17 protein-coding genes are annotated in these 15,688 nt (G+C 63.2%); 9 read left to right on the top strand and 8 right to left on the bottom strand.

The features are described 5' to 3' along the window. The first annotated feature begins 93 nt into the window (after nucleotides 1-93). The 6 genes from BSY19_RS02925 (at nucleotide 94) to BSY19_RS02950 (ending at nucleotide 4,699) form a co-directional block, all read left to right on the top strand. On the top strand, nucleotides 94-1,143 hold the full coding sequence (locus BSY19_RS02925; RefSeq protein WP_069052798.1) for a hypothetical protein: 1,050 nt from the start codon (nucleotides 94-96) through the stop codon (nucleotides 1,141-1,143). Between the two features lie 85 nt (nucleotides 1,144-1,228). Further along, nucleotides 1,229-2,101, top strand: a complete 873-nt coding sequence (locus BSY19_RS02930; protein ID WP_069052799.1) for a nucleotidyl transferase AbiEii/AbiGii toxin family protein — start codon at nucleotides 1,229-1,231, stop codon at nucleotides 2,099-2,101. Beyond that, a complete protein-coding gene (locus tag BSY19_RS02935; protein WP_150129450.1) occupies nucleotides 2,056-2,862 on the top strand; it encodes a hypothetical protein in 807 nt (268 codons plus the stop codon). The genes BSY19_RS02930 and BSY19_RS02935 overlap by 46 nt, the downstream gene beginning before the upstream one ends. Before the next feature lie 47 nt (nucleotides 2,863-2,909). Then, nucleotides 2,910-3,347, top strand: coding sequence for a hypothetical protein (locus BSY19_RS02940; RefSeq protein WP_069052801.1), 438 nt, complete (start codon nucleotides 2,910-2,912; stop codon nucleotides 3,345-3,347). After that, the gene (locus BSY19_RS02945; RefSeq protein ID WP_069052802.1) at nucleotides 3,344-3,739 is read left to right on the top strand and encodes an ATP-binding protein; all 396 of its coding nucleotides are present in this window, start codon (nucleotides 3,344-3,346) and stop codon (nucleotides 3,737-3,739) included. The genes BSY19_RS02940 and BSY19_RS02945 overlap by 4 nt, the downstream gene beginning before the upstream one ends. Nucleotides 3,740-3,811: 72 nt before the next feature. Then, on the top strand, nucleotides 3,812-4,699 hold the full coding sequence (locus tag BSY19_RS02950; protein WP_150129451.1) for a hypothetical protein: 888 nt from the start codon (nucleotides 3,812-3,814) through the stop codon (nucleotides 4,697-4,699). On the opposite strand, the gene BSY19_RS02955 is transcribed toward BSY19_RS02950, so the two are convergent. Then, on the bottom strand, nucleotides 4,700-5,545 hold the full coding sequence (locus BSY19_RS02955; RefSeq protein WP_069052804.1) for a DNA adenine methylase: 846 nt from the start codon (nucleotides 5,543-5,545) through the stop codon (nucleotides 4,700-4,702). A 169-nt stretch (nucleotides 5,546-5,714) separates the two neighbouring features. Between BSY19_RS02955 and BSY19_RS02960 the strand changes: the two genes are divergently transcribed. Further along, complete coding sequence (locus BSY19_RS02960) at nucleotides 5,715-6,296, top strand: adenylate kinase family protein (RefSeq protein ID WP_069052805.1); 582 nt, start codon at nucleotides 5,715-5,717, stop codon at nucleotides 6,294-6,296. On the opposite strand, the gene BSY19_RS02965 is transcribed toward BSY19_RS02960, so the two are convergent. The 5 genes from BSY19_RS02965 to BSY19_RS02985 all read right to left on the bottom strand — a co-directional run bounded on the left by BSY19_RS02965 (nucleotide 6,293) and on the right by BSY19_RS02985 (nucleotide 11,475). After that, entirely contained in the window at nucleotides 6,293-7,414 is a 1,122-nt protein-coding gene (locus BSY19_RS02965; protein WP_069052806.1) for a hypothetical protein, read from the bottom strand. The two genes, BSY19_RS02960 and BSY19_RS02965, sit on opposite strands and share 4 nt — an antisense overlap. A gap of 2 nt (nucleotides 7,415-7,416) precedes the next feature. Continuing rightward, the gene (locus BSY19_RS02970; RefSeq protein WP_069052807.1) at nucleotides 7,417-8,382 is read right to left on the bottom strand and encodes a hypothetical protein; all 966 of its coding nucleotides are present in this window, start codon (nucleotides 8,380-8,382) and stop codon (nucleotides 7,417-7,419) included. Further along, the gene (locus tag BSY19_RS02975; RefSeq protein WP_069052808.1) at nucleotides 8,379-9,482 is read right to left on the bottom strand and encodes a hypothetical protein; all 1,104 of its coding nucleotides are present in this window, start codon (nucleotides 9,480-9,482) and stop codon (nucleotides 8,379-8,381) included. The genes BSY19_RS02970 and BSY19_RS02975 overlap by 4 nt, the downstream gene beginning before the upstream one ends. A 64-nt stretch (nucleotides 9,483-9,546) precedes the next feature. Then, nucleotides 9,547-10,458 (bottom strand): hypothetical protein, encoded by a 912-nt coding sequence (locus BSY19_RS02980; protein ID WP_210184374.1) that lies wholly within the window; start codon nucleotides 10,456-10,458, stop codon nucleotides 9,547-9,549. A 171-nt stretch (nucleotides 10,459-10,629) separates the two neighbouring features. Beyond that, nucleotides 10,630-11,475 (bottom strand): hypothetical protein, encoded by an 846-nt coding sequence (locus tag BSY19_RS02985; protein ID WP_150129452.1) that lies wholly within the window; start codon nucleotides 11,473-11,475, stop codon nucleotides 10,630-10,632. A 124-nt stretch (nucleotides 11,476-11,599) separates the two neighbouring features. Between BSY19_RS02985 and BSY19_RS02990 the strand changes: the two genes are divergently transcribed. Then, nucleotides 11,600-13,096 (top strand): ribonuclease J, encoded by a 1,497-nt coding sequence (locus tag BSY19_RS02990; RefSeq protein WP_069052811.1) that lies wholly within the window; start codon nucleotides 11,600-11,602, stop codon nucleotides 13,094-13,096. A gap of 14 nt (nucleotides 13,097-13,110) precedes the next feature. Beyond that, nucleotides 13,111-13,632, top strand: coding sequence for a DUF262 domain-containing protein (locus BSY19_RS02995; RefSeq protein ID WP_069052812.1), 522 nt, complete (start codon nucleotides 13,111-13,113; stop codon nucleotides 13,630-13,632). 10 nt (nucleotides 13,633-13,642) lie between these two features. Here BSY19_RS02995 and BSY19_RS03000 read toward each other — a convergent pair whose 3' ends face one another. Both BSY19_RS03000 and BSY19_RS27820 read right to left on the bottom strand, forming a co-directional pair. Then, on the bottom strand, nucleotides 13,643-14,845 hold the full coding sequence (locus tag BSY19_RS03000) for a DNA cytosine methyltransferase (protein WP_069052934.1): 1,203 nt from the start codon (nucleotides 14,843-14,845) through the stop codon (nucleotides 13,643-13,645). After that, the gene (locus tag BSY19_RS27820; protein WP_069052813.1) at nucleotides 14,845-15,486 is read right to left on the bottom strand and encodes a hypothetical protein; all 642 of its coding nucleotides are present in this window, start codon (nucleotides 15,484-15,486) and stop codon (nucleotides 14,845-14,847) included. The genes BSY19_RS03000 and BSY19_RS27820 overlap by 1 nt, the downstream gene beginning before the upstream one ends. Between the last annotated feature and the right edge of the window lie 202 nt (nucleotides 15,487-15,688).

Below are 15,688 nucleotides of genomic sequence, written 5' to 3' on the forward strand. Positions count from 1 at the left end.
TCAGTATCGACCGGGCGGAACAGAACGACCCTCCGAGAAAAGTGCCATAACTGGCAGTTTCCTCGGAGGGTCGGCGTCATTACCGAGGTTCGTATGAGCGCGCAGATCAAGGTGAATTACGACTTCACCGGCAAATTCATCCTGCCGAAGATGCGGACCGCCAACGCCAAGGTGATGTCGCGTGACCTCGTGATCGATATCCGTGAAGTGCCCGCTCTCGAAGCGCCGGGAGCGCTGCATCTTCGGTATGACAATCAGGCCTATTATCAGGCCACACAGCGGTTTTTGGACATCCGCCTGGATGGGCACGACGGCAAGCTGTGGAAGAAGGTCGAGCTTCCTGCCACAGGCGAAACGGGAGCGGTGGAGACCACGATCATTCATCACTGGTCGTTCCCGCATGGCGCGAAGGTATACTGTGCGGGGCCCGTGGATAGCGGCCTGCGGCCGCTTAACATGCTCGCCGACGAATTCGCGCGCGCGAACGGGATCAAGGCCTGGGTGGTCGATGACGAGCCTGCCTGGCGCGAGATCGCACGGCAGGACGCAGCGAACCGATTTTTGATGGTCGGTGGCGAACTCTATAAGCGCGTCAATGCACCGATCCTTGATGTGACATTGACCGGGATCTCGGGGCAAATCGAGTTTCAGGCCGGGCCCAGGATGATTTACTCGGATCGTGGTGCAGTATCGTTCCGGTTCGATCAGATCGAGCAGGCCCGCGCCTATCTGCGCAAGGCCGGAGTCAGGGGAGCATTCCCTGAAACGTTGCGTGGGCTTGAGATCGTCAACTTCGATCCAGCCTATGGCTATTTCGACCAGACCAACGCTGCCATCAACTCCGTCCTCTTCGACATTATGCGTCTCGATGGGGACTTCGCCAGCTTGCCCCTGCCGGCCCTGGAAGCGTGGATCGACATCCGTCGGCTTGGTGAGAAGTGGACGACCGACGAATATGAACCGGCGCCCATGATCGACGCCATCATCCGGTTTCTCGATACGGTCGGTCAGGACGCCAAGGTGAGTACCCTGATCAAGAAGGTCTCGAAGGCTTTCCTCGCCATCCATGACGATCTCGACCGGACGCCGCGGCTGAGGCCGGATACTGATGCCGAGCTGGTCAGCCTGGCCGGGAGCTTCTGACTTTCAACGCCGCCCCGCATCCTTGTGAGGAGACGCTGGCCCTCCGTCGAAACTGACGGAATTGGCAGTTTCCTCGGAGGGTGAGATGCGCAAGCTCCCTGTCGATGCCCCCACCGCTCTTCCCGCTGCCGAGCGACTGGCACGCCTTGCCCGTCAGATGGGCCTCCCAGCCGATATCGTGGTGAGAGAGGCCCTCCAGACGCGGCTGATCTCGTGCCTGTTCCGATCATCTGTCTCGCGTCAGCTTGCACTGAAGGGCGGCATGGCGATGCGTTCGGGATACGGCAGTCAGCGGCTGACCAAGGATGTCGACCTGCAGGCGGGGCCGTCATTGCCCCAGGCTGCGCTGCGACAGGCCATGGCCGCTGCAGTGGATGAGTTGCGCGGCACAGGCCTGGTCGACGCCATCGAGTTTTCGATGCCCAAGCAGACTGAAACCGTTCAGCGCTTCAAGATTGGAGGACGCGTCGCCGGCGGCCAGAGCGAGATCCATCTCACGGTCGAGATCTCCCGGCGTGGGCTCCCTTCGCCTGAGCTGCTGCGATCAATGCCGCTACGGACCATGGACCGCATGGATGGCGGCGGAACGATGGTCGAAGTCTATGCCCCGGCCACGATGGCGGCATCGAAGGTTCAGGCCCTGCTGGCGCCCAATCGCACCGCGGCTCGCGATCTTTGGGATCTCAATGTCCTGATCATGATGCGCGTCGAAACCCCTGCCCCTCTCCTCGCAGGTCTCGGTGCTGAAGGTCTCGATCGCGCGCTCGCAGAGCTCTGGCCCAAGCTCGAACTGCTGGATTACGATCTGGCGAAGGTTCAGCTGACGCCCTACCTGCCCGCCGCTGCCGTCGAACAGTTGACCGAGGAAGTCTGGGATGAGATGCGCCTTCGGGTGCAGGAGCACGTTGAGAAGTGGCTCCGGGAAGCCCGCGATCTTGCGGCAGGAGCCTCACCTTGAGCACGTTTCTCTGGAAGCGAGAGGTACTCGAAGCCCTTTCGGGAGAGGGTGCAATCGCGTTCCTCGATCTGCCGGCAATGGCATCGACCATCGCCCGGTGCGGCGGGCCCGGCTTTATGCCGACCGGGGAGCCTGCGCGCGCGGCCTATCGCCTGATCAACGATCTCGTCGCGACCGGCGACCTGATCAAGGTCAGGCGCAATCTCTACATGAACATGTCCGCCAGGCCTCAGCCCCATCCCAATGAGGCGGCCCAGCTGATGCACCCGGGCGCGATCGTCAGCCTCCACACCGTGCTGGGCGAGAAGGGCATCCTCAACAACCCCTCAAGGGTCGTCGTGGCCATCGTTCCGACAGCGATCGGCGAAACCCTCAAGCGCGTCGCCAGCAGCGAGGCGGCAACGCGCTCGTCTGATCTCGGTGGAATCGGGTTTCGGTTCTACGGCATGACCAGCGCGTTGACGGAGGCAGGCGACGAGACCGATCGGCTCGACAGCTCGGCCCGCTACCCCCGCGCGACGCCCGAACGCGCCATCGCCGACTGGCTCTACATTGCGGAGCGTTCGAAGAACGCGCCTCGAGGCCAGCGCTTTGCAGGGCTACCCCTCGACAGTGATCTGTCAGGGCTCGACGATGGCCGCCTGCGGCGATGCTGCGGGGACCTCGGTGTCACCGAGCAGCTCGATGCGTATCTCGAACGCAAGGCCGAGGCCGACGCCGACCCAGATGTCGAGGACAACACGAGCTCGCTCGGCTTCTGACATTCGCCCCCCAGGCTGCCTGGCCTGTTCTTCTGCGGACCATTTCCATGATCAACTATGACGACTTCATCGACCGCGTTCGCCGGCTGTCCAACGACAAACCGGATCCGGACTGCCCGGACAAGGACTGGACCGACATGAGGCGGCCACCCGGCTTGCCTGCCGACACCTTCTGGGCCTCATGGATCACGGGCGGAACCGAAGGTGGCAATTGCTGGGGATCGTCAGCTCTTCAGCCCGTCAGCCCGGAAGGTGAGCCTGAGGCGCTCTACGGGCTGCTGGCCGCCCTGGAAGGTGCCGACATCCGGTTGAGCGAGTACCTCGCGATCAAGGAGGACATCGTCACAGGCGGCCATTTCTCCGACGATGGCCATTACGGAAATTCGACCCGATACGCCTTCAAATACATTTCCTTCGACGCCGTCTATGATCGCCTGGTCGAGTTCGGCTATGCCCAGGCCAGGGAGGCGGCCCCGGCCCCATGAAGATCACGCTCGTCGCCGGCCTGCCGGGATCCGGCAAGTCGACCTTGCTGAAGACCTACGCTGGCCAGGGCGCCGTCATCATCGACGATATCGCGTCGCTCGACGAGCTGCCGCAGCATGCTGTCAATTGGCTGGCCATCGCAGACGTCAATTTCTGTGACGCTGAGATCCGAAAGGCAGCTCTCAGCGTTATCGAGGACCGGTTTCCGGACGCGATCGTTGAATGGGTATTTTTCGACAACGATCCGGCCGCCTGCCTCGAAAACGCTGGTGCTCGCAATGATGGGCGCAATGTTGCCCCCGACATCACGGCGTTGAGCAAGCGCTATGAGATTCCGCCCGGGCACGAAGTACTGCCGGTTGCGGAAGGGACGCCGCGGCCGCGGCGCTGACGGGGCTCGCAGCCCAACCTGTTGTGACTTTCGAGGTCCCACCCGAGCATGAAATGAACAGGGAGTTCTTTCATGCTGCCAACCATCCTTCGCGCTGCTGCATCGACGCGGGCTGCGACCAGCCTCGCCTTCACCAACGCCGACGGCGCTCACGGCTCTTACCGGTCGGCAATGGGCGTCGACGGCGCCGAGTATGGCTATGGTCCGGTCGACGGTCGTGATCGGGTCTGGAGGCGGACCGGAGAGGGCGTTGTCCAGACGCTGTCTGGACCCTGCGAGCCTCTGATCGCCGAGCGTTTCCTCGATCTGGTTCATGGTCGGGCAACAACCGACGGTCTCGTGATGCAGGCGCGCTGGCCCGTCGTCGACTTCGAGGGCAATCGCACCGTCGAGACCGTTCCTGTCGTGCTGACGAGAGACGGGGGCGATCTGACCTTCACCGCGCTCACCATCGGCGCCGGCAGGGTCGCGATTCCGGCCTCGGATGTTTCGTCCTTCCTGTCGGCCAGGCGCCCCGGCCGCATCAGCGACGGCGTCGCGCCCCGTGCGCAGTCGGTCTTCGACGAGCAGCTCCTGGCTCTCGCTCGCATGGCTCCCGGCGTGCTCTCACCGGGGGAGAACCTGATGGCTGCTTACGGTCAGACCCGGATGCGACTGCAGATGGGCGGGCAGCCGCTCAGCGAAGCCAATGCCGCCAAGATCGACCAGGTCGTCGGTGTGCTGGCGCGCGGGCTCGACGGCCAGGGCATCAGCCAGGGCGACCTCAGCGGCGTGATGCAGCTTCTGTCTGACCTCTCGCGCGGCCGCGCCGCGGATGCCCTGCCCGGACACGCGATGGCCCTCCTCGTCAGCGAGCTGGAACCTTCGCTGCGCGCCTGCGGCGCCATCTATGACGCGGCTATGAAGGCGGAACGCACTGTGGAAGCCGACGATACCGCCAGTGCGATGGCACCGCGCTGATCAGGCTGCATCGAACAGTGATGGGGCGCTCGCGCCGGCGAGCCGGCGCGCCGTCGCATTCGGTGATATCCAGAGGACCTCGGTGCGCTTGAGGCCACCATCGGCGACCGCGTGCATCTCCAGACGCTCCCATCCGGCGAGTTTCGCGTCATAGAGCGCGTTGGGGTACCCCGACAGCACGACCATGCCAGACAGCTCTCTGATCGCATCGAGGAGAGCCTCATGGTCTGCTGCGACCATCTCGTGGCGATAGCTCACATAGCCCACGCCCTTCTTGCGGGATTTGGTCGAGCGCGTCTCGGGCATGTAGGGCGGATCGAGATAATGAAGCGTGTCCGGGCTGTCCTGCTGCAGCATGACCTCGATGGCCGGACGGTTTTCCACCAGAACCCCTGACAGCCTCGTGACAACGGCCGACAGGGCTTCCGGATAATTTGCCCAGTCGTGCGAGGCCGTCGTGCCATTGCGGTTGGACGACGCGCGGAAGCTGGTGCTGGCGAGAGCATTGGCGCTGTCGGAGCCAAAGCCGAGGAAAGATCGAACGATCAGGCGCCGAGCTCTTTCGACGGGATCTTCGCAGGGCTCATAGGCTGCCTTGAACTCTTCCCTGGCGAAAGGGGTGAGCTGGACCAGCCTGACCAGGCGTGCCGCGCTGTCATCGTCGCGAAGGACCTTGAAGAGATTGACGACGTCATGGTCGATGTCGTTGAGGATCTCGGCGTAGGAGCGTGGCTTGCGCAGCAGAACGCTGGCTGCCCCTGCAAAAGGTTCGACATAGACGCGATGCGCCGGAAACTGGGCGATGATCTTTGGTGCGAGCATCCATTTGCCGCCCAGCCAGCGCATCACTGGGCGTCTCGGCTCGACCGATCCTGATTGTCCGGAACGAACCACGCCCTGGCACCCCTATGCTCGAAATCGCTTCTCTGGTGAACTGGATGAAGAAGCGAATCGGATTGAATGTTCAATCCTTCGATAGCGGCATCCACGGAAAGCTCGAAAGGGCCATGGCCAGATGACCTCAAGACTGATCTTGATGGGCGCTCCTGGCGCCGGCAAAGGCACCCAGGCGAAGATGCTGGCAGCGAGGTTCGGTCTTCGGCATCTGTCCACCGGAGACATGCTTCGCAAACTCGGTGCGACCGATACCGATCTCGGCCGCGAGGTGTCCGCTCTCATCAACGCAGGCGGCTTCGTTGACGACGCGCTTGGCACGAAAATCGTGCGCGAGACGCTCGTGTCGGACGGCGAAAGCGGGTTCCTGCTCGATGGCTACCCGCGCAATGTCGCGCAGGCCCATCTTTGCATCGATCTCCTCGACGAGATGGGCCTGCCGGCCGACTACGTCATTCAGATCGACGTCGACGAGCGCGCGATCCTGGCTCGCATCGAGGCAAGGGCCGAGCACGCAAGGTCGCTGGGGATGGAGCCTCGTGCTGACGACAATGCCGACGTGGTTGGCCGTCGGCTTCAGATCTGGCGGGAGACGACCCTGCCGGCTTTGGCAGTCTTCGAGCCCAGAGGGATAGTCAGGCGCGTCGATGGCAACGCGCCGGCCGAGGTTGTCCAGGACCGGATCCTACGCGCGATCGCCTAGGGGGCCAGTCCGGACAGATCGTCGTCCTTGTCGCACGCCGGGGGATCGAGGGCCATGTCGCATGACCGGGAGACAGCGTCCCGGCTGACTGCGATGGCTCGCGTCAGCGCCTGCCGCGCATAGTGCCACTCCTCTCCACAGACCGAAGTCTCGATCATGTCCAGCACAGCCATGAAAGATTGGGCGACATCCGTATCGCCTGACCGAGCTTCGTCACGCACCACCGCCAACTGGTGGATCAGCCCGACCTGTTCCGCAGGCAGCGAGAACATCATCTCAGTGAGGCTGCGCATGCACATCGACGCGCCGGCGCTTGCGTTGAGCGCCGCTTCGCGGATCGACCCTAGGAGCCCAGTATCACGAACATCGACCTCGATATTCCGCAAATGCCAGTGGATGCGTCTGCGGCCATCGAGACCCTCCACGAGCCTGCTGAATTCGGGCTTCTGCAAATGAGCCCATTGACGAGCGAAATCCTTGGCGACGTCGAAATGCTCCGGTGCAAACATGAAGCCGTGCTCGCTGGCGTAGGCCGATTTGGCGCGATCAAGGCGAATGGAAATCGGGTGTGTGGGCCCCTCGCGTGACAGAGTGACCTCAATCATCGGTTCGGGTGCAGGCCACCAGAGTTCACCGTCGATGACGAAGGACTTCTCTACGACGCGTTCGACGAACTTCGCCATTTCGTCCCGGCGCTCGCTCAGGACAATGTCTGCATCGAGGGGAAGGGTGGCGTGGAAGTGTGTGGCCTCGGGATCGCGCCACGGCTCCAGATGATGGCCTTGCGTTTCCATCCGCCACTGTCCCTGGAACAGTTCGTGTGTGCCAGTATGCGTTTGGATCATCTCTCTGCAGCGATCCAAGTCGACACAATCGACGAAGGCAGTAGCTCGCGAGAGGGATTGGCCATTGGCAACCCGACGCTCCAACACGTGTCTCCAAGCGCCGTTGTTGTCAGTCTCGATGAGGCGAAGAGCGACAGGTGCATCCTCAGCCGACAGGTTGGGGATCTTCACCTTCGTCCGATCGCCGACGAGGATCTTGCGGGGAGTCCGCGCCCGGCTTTTCTGGTAGGTGACCGGGTAGGCGAATGCGACGTCGAGTTCGATGTGATCCATAGTCAAAGGCTCAGATTGGCGAGGTCGGGGTCGCGTGAGGGGCTCAAAAAGTCGCCTGACCATTCGATGGCGGCGACGGCCGCATTCGTCAGGTCCGCGAGCGGATGGGACAGGATGGAGACGCCCTTGCCGCGGGCGTAGTCGAGGACGTCCTGGGCCCAAAACGACGCCTGATAGGGATCGGGTTCAGTCCTCAGACGCCGCAGGTCCGGGTCACTGAAGTGCGCCGGCGACAGGGAGAGGATCTGCGCGAACAGGCACCTGGTGTTGGCGAACGTCTCGGGGAATGGCGCCCAATCCGGCTGCAGTTGGAGCTCGCAAGCAAACCCATCCGGCTGGAAGGGCCCGGTCGGGTTCTTGATGATCGATCTGATGACCTGCTCGCGAAACTCGCGCATGACATCGAGCCGTTCCGCCGAGAAGCTCAGCATCTTGCGTGCGGCGAGGCCGTCGTTGGTGTTCGCGAGCACGTACCGGATCCCGGTCTGCTGCGTCATTGAGACCTGGATGACGGGTGGTGCGGACCTGCGATGGAGTTGGCCGTCGATGAAGCAGAACTTCTCCGCGGCCGCCTTGATTTTCTCCTCCACTACCAAGCTCGTGTCGGCATCGATCCGGCGGACAAACGGGCGGTATGGCAGCGTGACGGTGAAGCGTGGCTGGTCCAGGTTGGCCAGGGCACGGACATTGGCGGGGTCGTCCATGGTCTGGGCGAAACCGGCTAGGCTGCCGTCGCCGACCAGGGGACCGTTGAAGGCCCTGAACAGCCTGCCTTCGACCAAGCGCCGCTTGGCCGACGGCAAGGGCGAGCCATTGGCCGTGAGGGTCAGGGCGACCGGCGCGTCCCCGGAAGCGTAATCGGGTATATCGATCTCGATCTGGCCAGCAATGGCATGCTGGCTGACCGACCGCGCTCCACGCGCGACGTAGGTGAGATCGGATGTGTACGCAAAGCGGATGGCGGTCACAGTCCAGCTCCAAGCGTTGCCAGGGCGCGATCGTCATCTGGTGCGGGCACATCGAGCTGGTGCCCGCGCGAGGACGCGATCGCGAGCTTTGCGACTTCGAAGCTGCTCATGATGTTGTTGCGGATCGTGGTGTGTCCGTCCGGCACATAGCAGCCGTTTGCAATGAACCTCTCCAGGGCCGCCGTAATGATCGCGGGAGCTGTGGGGTCGCCAGCGCGGGCCGCGTCACGAGCCGTCATCAGTTCGGCGATGGCTGGTCCCCCGTCTCGGTTCAGCCGTCCCAGATGATGGCTCAGCGCTCTCAGGGCGAGCAGCGATGCGGTCGTGGCATTGCGGCCAAGCTCATCGACCGGCGACGCCTTGTCAGGATCATGGAAGATGGGATCGCCGAGCCAGCCCTGTGGCTCTTTCGTCATCTTGAAGATCCGGCTGGCCTCGAGGATGAAGGCCCGCGCCCGCTCGGTATCATCGAGGCCGAAGATGAAGCCCGGCAGCTTGTCTTCGACGAGGCCTTCGGGATCGTATTCCGGTACCGTGTCGACCTTGATCCAGTTGCTGTCGATCTGGATCTTGGTCGCGGGCATTAAAGCTCCGCGGTGCAGCTTGCCGTCGATCGAGACCAGCGCAGCACAAGCATCCTTCATCCGCTGCAGGGCCTGCTCGTGCCCGCTGCGGACGACCTCCATGTCGATGGGCAGTTCACCGAAGGCGCCGACAATCTTCTCGGGCCCCAGATGAGTGGGCTCGATCAGGGAAGCATTGACGAGGACACCGTTGAGCGAGCGCATGCTGCGCTCCAGATCGTTCAGATCATCGTATTCGGCGATGGTCCGCGCCAAACGCGACGCCGGCAGCACCGTTCGACCGCCGTCCAGTGAGGATGGCCCGATCAGCATGTCCTGATAGACGCGTCGCTCCAGCGTGAGCTGTTGTCCGTACCAGTAGTACGTCGAGCTGAGAGCCAGCGGAGCCTCAGCGCTTGAGATCTCCGGCACGTCGAAATCGAAGCTGTCGCGCAGCAGGACCTGCCGCGTCGCGCGTGCCCGATGCTTCATCACGAAGGCTGGGTAGAGAAACGGGATCGAGACACGGATCGTCATACGCTGGCTCGCTGGTTCTGAACGGATGCGTCGACGCTGGAACCTGGTCCCGGATTGGCCATGGTCAGATCGGGCTCAGGGTGTCGAGGTCCTCGTCATGCACCGGGGCGGCCTCGACGATCAGGGCGGGAATGTCCGAGATTTCGAGTGCCTTCAGGGCAATTTCTGAGTGCCGTAGCAGGCTGGCGCGGCTCGACGAGTTCTTCTTGGGGATACCAAAGCCATCGTCATGGAGCTGCTGCATGAGGTCATTTGCCCTCAGCGAAACGTCCGGTCGCTGCGGATCGAGCTGATCGTGCAAGTCCTTCAGGTCGGCCAGGCTGCGTAGAGTTTCCGCGCTCATGAGGTCGAAGCAGCTGTTGCTGCTCTGGAAGACATGGCGAATGGCTGCGGCAGCGTTGTGATAGTGGGTCGGGAAGGGGTAGCGCTTCAGCGCATCGGTATCGACCGACAGGATGTCGACGCAGTCTTCCCGCACGAACCGGTTGTTGCCCGGGCGTTTCGCGGCGATGAAATTGCCGAAGAACTGCGCCTTCTCCTGCTCAAGGCACGAGAAGGCGAAGCCCCGCAGCAGGACGTCATGAGGGAGCCCCGTCCGCACATCTGCCTTGAGGTCGAGCGAGATCGTGTTGTTGCGATAGGCGTATTGGATGAACGGGATCGGGTTGGCCCGATGCAGCATGTCGTCCACGAAGACGCAGTCCTGAAGGTCATCACGCAGGCGATCGCTGAAGGCCTCGCGCCCATCAAAGGTCACGAGGTCGACGTCGATCGGGATCTCCGTGACCTTCGTGATCCCAGTCCGAAACTCCTCCGGCAAAAGCTCGGCACCGAACCCGGTGCCAAACACGCTCTCGGCATGGTGCTGGTCGAGAAGCCGCTGAGCTGTCGCGAGTGTGGCTGGGCGGCCGCCCCGGGGTGAGGGCCCCTGCCCGAGCATACCGGCGGGCCCCAGGCGGCGCGAAATCTCGCGCATGTTCAACCGTTCGCGCACGCGGATGACCTCGGGCGCTTCATCGAGAGACAAAACGGGCACCTCGATGGGAAACGCGTCCCTGACCAGAAGCGTCTTCGTCTGGCGAGCCCGACGCTTCTGGCACGTCAGCGGATAGTGGGCATGAACGATGAGCTCGACTGACCGCATGGTTCAGGCCGTGGGTGCGACCGACGACGAAAGCTCGGCGTGGACGAGGATTGCCTCGAAAGCTTCCGAGATGCCCTGGTAGTTACCGACAGGCGTGCCCTCGTCCGTGTTGCCCTCGATGACGGACATCGCGTCTGTGAAGAGACTGACTTCGAAGCCGGCGCCGTCGGCTGCGAGGCGATAGAAAACCGATCGATCGGCATCAGAGACGATCAGGCTTCCCGACGGGTCGAGCGCGGTGCTCCAGGGCGCCGGGCCGGTCGAATGCTCGTTCACGAATGCTGCCATCTCGTCGCTCTTGAGGAAAAAGTCCTCGATCGACTCGGCGCTGCCATCGGCGCGAGGCTCGCGTCCTTCCAGGACATGCTCGATATCCCCCAGAACCTGGCTGCGGAAGATCTGATCGAACGCCACACCATGGGCATCGGCGAACTGGACCGGATCCTTCCCCGCCAAAGCGGCTGCCCAGCCCAGAAGGCTGCCACGATAGGCGCCAGGGCGATCCTTGTTGGACAGTGCGTCATAGATCTCGCTTGGCATCGGGTTCTCAGGAAGCTCGCCCAGGATGCCGGGCGAGGCCATGGAAGCCGCGGCTCGCGCGAGCATCTCGATCGCCTCGGCGACACGATCGCGTTTCAGCAGAACGGGGACGGACGTCTTCGCGCGGTCATAGGCGTGGTTCATGGCGATCTCCTTGGATAGCCAAAGTCGCCTGACGGTTCGCAAGCGACAAGGCTCTGGACCGACCACATAAAGGATAGCTTCATGCTTCGGCAGGCAATCCTTTTTGGTTTCGTGTGAATCGCATACGATCAAAGGACTGGAGCCCTCTAGGGCCACAACCGACAACGAAAGTCCTTGCCTAGTGCACAAGCCCACTCTGAAGCTGCCCGTTCACAACGCAGCCCCCATCCCCGTTCCTGACGCCGATTCAATCCTGGTCGTTCCACTCGGCGGAACCGATCGGGTCGGAATGAACTTCACGGCCTACGGGACCAACGGTCGTTGGGTACTCGTCGACATGGGGGCGACCTTTCCCGGCGCCGATGATGATCAGGCGGCCGATTTCGCTGAAGCCCATGAAGCCGAGGTTGACCAGATCATCCCGGATCCGCGCAGCTTCCAGGACATCCTGCGCCGCCTCGATGCCATCGTGCTGACCCACGCGCATGAGGACCATATCGGGGCCATCGCGCCTCTGCTGGCCTTTTCGGCCGCCTGGCCCAAGCTGGCTACCGTTCCAATCTACGGCACGCCCTACACACTGGGCATCGTCAAGAACAAGCTGCGTGAGATCGGGCGTTCGCATCCGCTGCGGACCATGTTCCCCAAGCGCACCTCCCGCATCGGGCCCTTCGAGATCACGCCCATTCGGGTCACCCATTCGGCGCCCGAGACCATGGCTCTGTCGATTGCCGCCCGGCCTGGCCGCATCGTCCACGCCAGCGACTTCAAGCTCGACGAAGATCCCGTTCTCGGCGGCCGCACGGATTACACCTCGCTCCAGCGCATCGGCGACCATGGCGTCCTGGCTTTCATGGGCGACTCGACCAATGCCCACCTCGAAGGGAAGGCCCGTACGGAAGGCGAGGTCATGGCCGGGCTGACCTCGATCATGCAGCAGCACAAGGGGCGCGTCGTCGTCTCGACATTCGCTTCCAACCTGGCGCGCATCGAGGGGATCCGGCTCGCGGCCAAGCGGTCGGGGCGTCTTCTGGCGTCGTCGGGCCTGTCGATTGCGCGCAACATCGAGAATGCAAAGGCGACCGGCGTAATCAACCCTACGCTGACACCCTTCCTCGACGGTCGGCGCCTGCCACGAGACATCGCTCCTGACCGGCTGGCGATGGTGTGCACTGGCACACAGGCCGAAGAACGCTCGGCACTGCGTCGGATGGCGGATGATCTCGAAATGGGTCGTCGCACCCCTCATGGCGCCATGCGCCTCGAGGAGGGTGACATGGTGATTCACTCGGCCCGCGCGATTCCAGGCAACGAGGCCACCATCGGTGCCATGTTCGATGTGCTGCGTTCACATGGCGTGGTGGTGATCGATGCGGAATCAGGGCTTCCCGTCCATGCATCTGGCCACGGCCGGCGCGGGGATCTCGCGGACATGTACCGCATGCTCCAGCCCCGCTTCGCCCTCCCCGTTCACGGCACGCGGGCCCTTGTCGGCGCCCATGCCGACCTGGCCGCATCGATGAAGGGTGTCGAGGCCGTCGCGACGCCGTCGGAGGGCGAGATCCTTCGCATCGATCGCGCCGGCATCACACGTGTCGGGCGGATGGAGATCTCCCTCGTCGCCGTGATGCGCGGCATCGGCTCCAATGCCGGCAAGGAAAAGCTTGCGCCCTGGCCCACGGGGCGAGAGCCTGCGCTGGTCAGGAATGTCGAGCCCTTCCGCCGACCGAGACCGCTCGCCCCGCGCCGGGAAATCGCGCCGGTTGCCCCTGCCCCAGGCATGTAGTCGATGAAGGATCGATGATGACGGCGACGATGCGAGAGCTGCGGACGTTCTTCGGCGAGGCGTTGTCGACGCCGATTTCCGCTGGTCTCGATCCTGCCAACTGCGTCAGGAAGCCTGTTCAGGGAGAGCGCCAGCTCGGGGCGTTCATCCTCCCTCCCTTCCAGCGCGAAGCGGTTTGGCGCGAAAGTCAGAAGGTGGCTCTTATCGAGAGCGTCTTCATCGGGCTGCCGTTTGGCGGCTACGTCGTGAATCACGGTTCCAGATTGGGTGGCCCGGCATCGCTTTGGCTCCTCGACGGCCAGCAGCGCTGGACAGCGCTGACGGAATTCGTCGAGGACGGCTTCGCTGTGCGCGGCCGCGTCTGGTCAGAGCTTGATCGCGAAGATCAGTTCCTGTTTCGCAACACCGTGTTCCCCTGTCATGTCGTCCGATACGACGATGAGGCCGTGCTGCGTGATCTCTATGATCGGCTTGCCTACGGCGGCACAGCGCACGCAGAGCCTGAGCCTGAGTCGTCGACGTCGATGGCGCCTTAGGCGCCATCGCTCACCGCCGCGAAGCGAAATGCGCTTCGGCCTGTGTGCCGTTGAGCAGCAAGAGCCGCGGATCACCCAGCTGGTGGATGTGACTTGGCTTCACGGGTGAGTATCCGATGGCCTTTGCAATCGAGCCCGCGATCGCGCGGCCCAGCAGGGGAGGAACCGAGTTTCCGACCTGCCTGAAGCCATGCCATTTCGTCGCGTGAAAGCGGAACCAGTCAGGATAGGAATGCAGCCGCGCAGCCTCGCGCACGGTGATGCAACGCGGGTGATGGGGGTGGATCGGGCGAGCCGAGGTGTAGGCACCACGGTCGCGCCCGGTGCCCGCCCGGATCGTATTGCTCACCCCTTTCGGGTTGAGCTTGTAGAACCTGCTGACCGGCTCGAAGGTCCCATGCGGTGTCATCGCAAAGCGCCCCTTCGAGAGCTCGGAATGTTCTGTCCTCAGGCTGGAGGTCAGCAACTCCGGCGCCCACGAGCGCGGAACTGAGAAGTCGCCTGGGTCGCCGATAATCCCCCTCAGCACTGCTGCGTATGGGGATGGCTGGCCGTGTTCGACCTCAGCCCAGTCACGTTCGATCAGAGCCGGGATGGTATCGGCATCGGGGATGTCGTCGAGGGCATCGGCAACGGTCACCCGGCCGGCGGACACAGGCCAGGCAGGCATGGTGCTGCCACGACGCACGCCGATGATGATCAGGCGCTTGCGAGCCTGAGGGACACCGAAGTCGGCAGCATTCAAAACCTGCCAGGGGCTGACGATGTCATATCGGCCCGACGCGGTGAAGGCATCGAGAAAGGCATCCAGGAACACCCTCTGCGAGCCAGCCGTCAGCCCCTTCACGTTTTCGAACGCGAAGGTATCGGGATCGAGCTCGTGGACAAGCCGGTGAAAATGCATGACGAGGCCGTTGCGCGGATCCTCCATCGAGCGTCTGCCCATCGTCGAGAACCCCTGACAGGGGGGGCCGCCGAAGACACACGCGATCGCAGCCGAGCCCAGCCCGGCGCGCGCGCGGATATCAGCCCCGGTGAGCGCGCCGGCATCGCCTGCGATCGAGACGCAACCGGGGAAGTTGAATTCATGGACGGCACAGTGGATCGGATCGACGTCGACGCTCGCGCGCACGTCGAAGCCGGCCTGCTCGAAGCCGAGCGAAAGCCCGCCCGCACCTGAAAACAGGTCGATGGCGATCGGACGGGTGCTCATCACAGCCCCGAATGCGCGGCGACGGCCGAGCACAGGTCGAGATCGAACAGGTCATCCTGGTCGCGAACCTTGCTCTCCATGTCGATCCAAAACGGAGATGCCGTCTGTATCGCGTCGAGAGCCTCGTGAACGGTTGCCGGACCAAGCCCGCCGGCATAGCCCACCAGGCGATCGCCTGGGTGCGTCGGCCAGCTTTGGGCCATGACGCCGCGGCCGCCGGATGCGTCATAGAGCCATGAGACACGATCCTCTGTCGGGAAGATCTCGGGATCCCGGCACTGGAGGATGATCTCGACACTGTGCCGCGCTCCAAACTGGATCAGCGGGCCAAGATCGCTTGGGAGTTTGGGGACATTGATCTGAACCCGGCCGAAGCCCGACAGCTGGGATTCGACGTCAGGCTGCGAGCCATCGACGGCCAGCTCATTCGCCCACCGGCCACAGACATGAGCCGCGAGCATCAGGTTTTTCGGCAGGAGGCCAACCCATTCGCGCGACGGATACCGCGGCTGACCAGCGCGACTGCGTGAAAACAGGATCCCGAACTCGGTCCTTGGATGGCGAGCAGCGAAGGCAGCCAGATCGTCATGAGGCGTATTGTCGTCTGCGCCGGTGAAGGTGATGAAGGCGGGCGTCGGCATCGAGATCTCCTCGCGAGTGAGGACTCGCAAGCCGACAGGATGGACGATTCCATGGCCTGAACAAAGGACCGCTTCGCTTATCCACGGATCAATCGTTCGGTGCCTGAAAGGATTCTCGACACTTTCTGGGGTCGCTTGTAGGACAGATTATCTGATCCTTGCGGCTTCACATGAGGCCGCTCATGCACCGACCGGGAGTGGC

The sequence above is a fragment of the Bosea sp. RAC05 genome (assembly GCF_001713455.1).
In the GTDB taxonomy this organism is placed as follows: Bacteria; Pseudomonadota; Alphaproteobacteria; order Rhizobiales; family Beijerinckiaceae; genus Allobosea.

Excerpts from the sequence above, each read along its gene's own strand:
- BSY19_RS02925 (WP_069052798.1), top strand. The coding sequence starts at position 94 with ATGAGCGCGCAGATCAAGGTGAATTACGACTTCACCGGCAAATTCATC.
- BSY19_RS02930 (WP_069052799.1), top strand. The coding sequence starts at position 1,229 with ATGCGCAAGCTCCCTGTCGATGCCCCCACCGCTCTTCCCGCTGCCGAG.
- BSY19_RS02940 (WP_069052801.1), top strand. The coding sequence starts at position 2,910 with ATGATCAACTATGACGACTTCATCGACCGCGTTCGCCGGCTGTCCAAC.
- BSY19_RS02945 (WP_069052802.1), top strand. The coding sequence starts at position 3,344 with ATGAAGATCACGCTCGTCGCCGGCCTGCCGGGATCCGGCAAGTCGACC.
- BSY19_RS02950 (WP_150129451.1), top strand. The coding sequence starts at position 3,812 with ATGCTGCCAACCATCCTTCGCGCTGCTGCATCGACGCGGGCTGCGACC.
- BSY19_RS02955 (WP_069052804.1), bottom strand. The coding sequence starts at position 5,545 with ATGCGCTGGCTGGGCGGCAAATGGATGCTCGCACCAAAGATCATCGCC.
- BSY19_RS02960 (WP_069052805.1), top strand. The coding sequence starts at position 5,715 with ATGACCTCAAGACTGATCTTGATGGGCGCTCCTGGCGCCGGCAAAGGC.
- BSY19_RS02965 (WP_069052806.1), bottom strand. The coding sequence starts at position 7,414 with ATGGATCACATCGAACTCGACGTCGCATTCGCCTACCCGGTCACCTAC.
- BSY19_RS02975 (WP_069052808.1), bottom strand. The coding sequence starts at position 9,482 with ATGACGATCCGTGTCTCGATCCCGTTTCTCTACCCAGCCTTCGTGATG.
- BSY19_RS02980 (WP_210184374.1), bottom strand. The coding sequence starts at position 10,458 with ATGCGCGAGATTTCGCGCCGCCTGGGGCCCGCCGGTATGCTCGGGCAG.
- BSY19_RS02990 (WP_069052811.1), top strand. The coding sequence starts at position 11,600 with ATGAACTTCACGGCCTACGGGACCAACGGTCGTTGGGTACTCGTCGAC.
- BSY19_RS02995 (WP_069052812.1), top strand. The coding sequence starts at position 13,111 with ATGATGACGGCGACGATGCGAGAGCTGCGGACGTTCTTCGGCGAGGCG.
- BSY19_RS03000 (WP_069052934.1), bottom strand. The coding sequence starts at position 14,845 with ATGAGCACCCGTCCGATCGCCATCGACCTGTTTTCAGGTGCGGGCGGG.
- BSY19_RS27820 (WP_069052813.1), bottom strand. The coding sequence starts at position 15,486 with ATGCCGACGCCCGCCTTCATCACCTTCACCGGCGCAGACGACAATACG.